General features: G+C 69.8%; 4 protein-coding genes and 1 pseudogene. 2 read left to right on the top strand and 3 right to left on the bottom strand.

Annotated elements, in window-relative coordinates; translation table 11 throughout:
* Positions 1-124: 124 nt before the first annotated feature.
* Positions 125-808 (top strand): TetR/AcrR family transcriptional regulator, encoded by a 684-nt coding sequence (locus G6026_RS11480; RefSeq protein WP_182613252.1) that lies wholly within the window; start codon positions 125-127, stop codon positions 806-808.
* Between the two features lie 22 nt (positions 809-830).
* Here the strand turns inward: G6026_RS11480 and G6026_RS11485 are convergent, their stop codons facing one another.
* The 3 genes from G6026_RS11485 to G6026_RS11495 all read right to left on the bottom strand — a co-directional run bounded on the left by G6026_RS11485 (position 831) and on the right by G6026_RS11495 (position 2,906).
* The gene (locus G6026_RS11485) at positions 831-1,418 is read right to left on the bottom strand and encodes a dihydrofolate reductase family protein (protein ID WP_107757461.1); all 588 of its coding nucleotides are present in this window, start codon (positions 1,416-1,418) and stop codon (positions 831-833) included.
* A 72-nt stretch (positions 1,419-1,490) separates the two neighbouring features.
* Positions 1,491-2,474, bottom strand: coding sequence for an SRPBCC family protein (locus G6026_RS11490; RefSeq protein WP_182613253.1), 984 nt, complete (start codon positions 2,472-2,474; stop codon positions 1,491-1,493).
* 84 nt (positions 2,475-2,558) lie between these two features.
* Positions 2,559-2,906 carry a metalloregulator ArsR/SmtB family transcription factor gene (locus G6026_RS11495; protein ID WP_182613254.1) on the bottom strand — a complete coding sequence of 116 codons (348 nt, stop codon included), beginning with the start codon at positions 2,904-2,906 and terminating at the stop codon, positions 2,559-2,561.
* A 91-nt stretch (positions 2,907-2,997) separates the two neighbouring features.
* On the opposite strand from G6026_RS11495, the pseudogene G6026_RS11500 reads away from it, so the two are divergent.
* Positions 2,998-3,642: pseudogene (locus tag G6026_RS11500) on the top strand (helicase SNF2); the annotation flags it as partial.

A 3,642-nucleotide genomic window follows, 5' to 3' on the forward strand; every position in this document is an offset into this window, starting at 1 on the left:
GCGCGGGCGCGCCGGGCCGGCCGGGGGCGCGGGAGATGCTGCTGTGCACGGACCGCGCGGAGGGCGTCGGCCTCACCGTGGACCTCTAGTGGTCGGCCGACCCCGCCCCACTAGGGTGGTGCCCGTGAGTGGGCAGAGGGACGACACCGGGACCGCCACGTCCGGCCGGGGAGCCGACGGGCCCTCCGGGCAGCGTCGACGGCTCCCGCCCCGTGATCGGATGCGCCAGATCACGTCAGCGGCGTCCGCCCTGTTCGCCGCGACGATCTCCGAGAAGGTCACCGTCGCGGACATCGTCAACCGGGCGGGTGTGTCCCGGGCGCTGTTCTACCGCCACTACTCGTCGGTGGACGAGGTCTTCCAGTCCGTTGTGGACCTCGTCGCCCAGGATTTCGTCGACCGCCTCCGGCTCGAGACCACCGACGATCAGGACGCCGAACTCGTCCGGGTTCTCCACGACTTCCTCTACACATGTCAGGAGGTGAGGCTGCCCGCTCGTGCGCTGCTGCGGAACTCACGTCTCCCGGGCACGGACGATTCCGTGGTCTCGATGGTCTTCCTGCGGGCTGAGCAGGAGATCTACCGCCGCGTCGGAATCGGCGAACCAACCCGCCTGGCCAGGTTGACCGTCCGCTCCTGGTTGACGTGCATCGAGGTGCAGACGCTCGCCTGGCTCGACGGGGGAGATCAGGACGAGACGATCGACGAACTCGCCTCACGGCTGACGGCCACCCTCAGGGCCCTCATCCGCGTCACCCTGCCGACCGAGGACGAGGGCATGCTGGCACTCGCCCGGATACTCGGCTGACCGGCTCCTCCCTCCGCGGTCGTCAGTCGCCCGCCTTCCGGACGACGTCGAAGACCATCTTCTGGACGCCGTTGCCGTAGGCCTCGTGCTCGGTGAGGGCCAGCGGAATGGCGTCGACGTCGGCCGTGCCGAAGAGGCGCTTTCCCGCGCCCAGCAGGAGCGGGAAGACCAGAAGGTGGTAGCGGTCGACCAGGCCCGCCTCGGACAGGGCGTGGCCGAGGGTCGCGCTGCCGTGGACGATGATCGGGCCGCCGTCGCTCTCTTTGAGCCCGGCCACCTCCTCGACCGAGCGCAGGATGGACGTCGGTCCCCAGTCGTCCACGAGGTCCGCGTCGGTGAGGGTGGACGACACCACGTACTTGGGCAGCTCGTTGTACCGGGCGAAATCCTCCGTCATGCTCGGCCAGACCGGCGAGAACGCCTGGTAGCTGCGGCGCCCGAGCAGGAGCGCGGTGGCCTCGTCCTGTTCGCGTCCCTTGATCTCGTACGCGGCCTCGTCGAAGGGGATGTCCCGGAAGGTCCATCCGGCGTTGCGATAACCCTCTTCCCCGCCGGGCGCCTCCATGACCCCGTCGAGGGACATGAAGGCGGTGATGATGAGCGTGCGCATGGCGGTCCTTTCGCTGTGGAGTGGTGACGTCCTGTGGGGGTGGCGTGCTGTCCGGCGGTCTCCGGCTGCGGCTCAACCGGGAGCCAGGACCTCCGTCTCGAGCCGTCGGTAGCCGGCCTCCATGCCCTCGACCATTCCGGTGCCGAGGATGATGTCGCGGAGCTCGGCGCTGTCGTAGGTGATGACGAGCGTCATCAGCGTCCCGTCCGCGACGGCCGTGAGCGTCTGCTCGTTGTGCGTGGGCGGGCCCTCGACCCCCTCCATCGTCTCGGTGAAGACCTCCCGGTGCGGCGGATCGGACGCGAGCACCTCGCCGGTCAGGGCGAAGGCCTCTCCCTCGACGCCGGCGGCGGGGGCCCACTCGAAGCGGGTGATCTCGCCGGGTGCAGAGGCGACCCGGTAGCTGACCAGTGCCCAGCCGTCGGGTCCGTGGAACCACCGGCTCAGTAGCTCAGGGTCATGGTGCGCGTCCCAGATCTGCCGGGGTGTCCCGCGCAGTACACGGCTGATCCGGACCTGCGTGTCCCCGAGGAGCTGTGCGCCGGCCGCTCGGTCGGCGGCGAAGGAGCGCAGGTCGGCCAGGACGTCGTCGATCTGGGCCATCGCGGACCGGGTGCCCTCCTCCATGCCCATGCCGAGGAGTTGCTCGAGCTGGTCGAGGCCGGCGAAGTACGTTGTGGTGGTCAGACGCGCGCCGCTGTCGGTCTCCTCGAAGGAGAACACCGCGCGCATCGTCGGCATCTCCGGATCGGGCACGCCGTCCGCGCTGGTGAAGCCGTCCAGGACCTCGAACGAGACCCCCTCGACCACCGAGAGGAATTCCCAGTAGCCGCCGCTGCGGGTGCCGTCGGGTCCGGTCATGTGGTACTCGGACCTGCCGCCGGGGCAGAAGTCGTGACGGGTGAAGGTGGCCGGCCACTGGGGCGGACCCCAGAACCTCTCGAGCTGGCGTGGATCCGCATACGCGTCCCAGAGTCGGCGGACCGTCACGGGGAAGTCGGCGACGATGGTCATCGTCAACTCCTCGAGGTCCTTGTCGACGGATGTGACTGGCATGGTCGGCCTCTTTCCTCGTGGTGGGTCTCTCGGGGTGCGGTCTGGGTGTGGTGGTCAGGGTGAGGGTCGGGTTCGGATTCGGGGTCAGTCCTCGGCGAGTAAGGCGTCGAGCCTGTCGATGCGCCCCCGCCAGAGGCGTTCGAAGCCGTCCAGCAGGCTCTGGGCCCGGCGGATCGCCTCGGGATTGCCCCGGATGCGGCGCTCCCGGCCGTGGCGGTCGTCGGTCACGAGCCCGGCCTCCTCGAGGACGTTGACGTGCTTGCGGACCGCCGCGAACGACATGTCGTAGTGATGGGCGAGATCGGAGATGGAGTACTCGTCGGTGAGCGTGCGGCGGACGATGTCCCGGCGCGTGGCGTCGGCCAACGCCCGGAACAACCGATCCACGTCGTCGTCACTGAGATCCACCCCGTGCGTGTGATATGAAACCATTTGGTTTCACATTAGGCCTGCGTCGTCAGTACGTCAACGGTGCGGCCGAACTCGCGCGCCCGGTGTCGTGGGTCGGCCCTACCCTTGGGGCGTGCGGTCGAGCGTGAGGGTCCCGGAGTCCGAGGTCGAGCGGTTCGTGGGGTCCGCGGCGCTGGCTCGGTCGCGGCCGTACGTCAATGCGGACGCCATCGGTGACGTGGGATACACCCCTGGTTCGCGGACCCTGTCGGCCTCGGTCGCGGGAAGTGGGGGCCGCCGGTACCGGACCGAGGTCGCCTTCGGGACTCCCGATCAGGACGGCTGGTCCCGTCCGAAGCTCAGCACCTGCACCTGCCCCGTGGCGATGCGGTGCAAGCACGCCGCGGCGCTCATGCTGTTCGCCGCGGCGGACGATCCCGGATCCGACTACCCCGGATCCGACTACCCCGTGCCCGATTCCCCACTGCCCGACTGGCGGAGGCGGATCGAGGAGACGCTGCACCAGATGGTGACGCAGTCCCCGCCGCGCGAGTCGGAGGTCTACGGCCTGCAGCTGTCGGTGGTGGCGGACGAGACCGTGGACGACGGCTGGACGGGCGGGCTGAGGCCCGGGCTGGGCAACCGGCTCCGCGCCCGCATCGTCGTGCCGGGCCGTGGCGGCCGGTGGAAGTCGGCGGGCGTCGAGTGGGACCGGCTGCGCTACGGGTGGACAGCGGATATGAGCGCCGCGCAGACCAGCTGGTTCCGCGCCGTGGAC

This window comes from Dietzia sp. DQ11-38-2, assembly GCF_014145055.1.
Lineage (GTDB): Bacteria > Actinomycetota > Actinomycetes > Mycobacteriales > Mycobacteriaceae > Dietzia.

What these genes read in the sequence shown, in the direction of transcription:
- G6026_RS11490 (WP_182613253.1), bottom strand. Translation starts at nt 2,474, where the DNA reads ATGCCAGTCACATCCGTCGACAAGGACCTCGAGGAGTTGACGATGACC.
- G6026_RS11495 (WP_182613254.1), bottom strand. Translation starts at nt 2,906, where the DNA reads ATGGTTTCATATCACACGCACGGGGTGGATCTCAGTGACGACGACGTG.
- G6026_RS11485 (WP_107757461.1), bottom strand. Translation starts at nt 1,418, where the DNA reads ATGCGCACGCTCATCATCACCGCCTTCATGTCCCTCGACGGGGTCATG.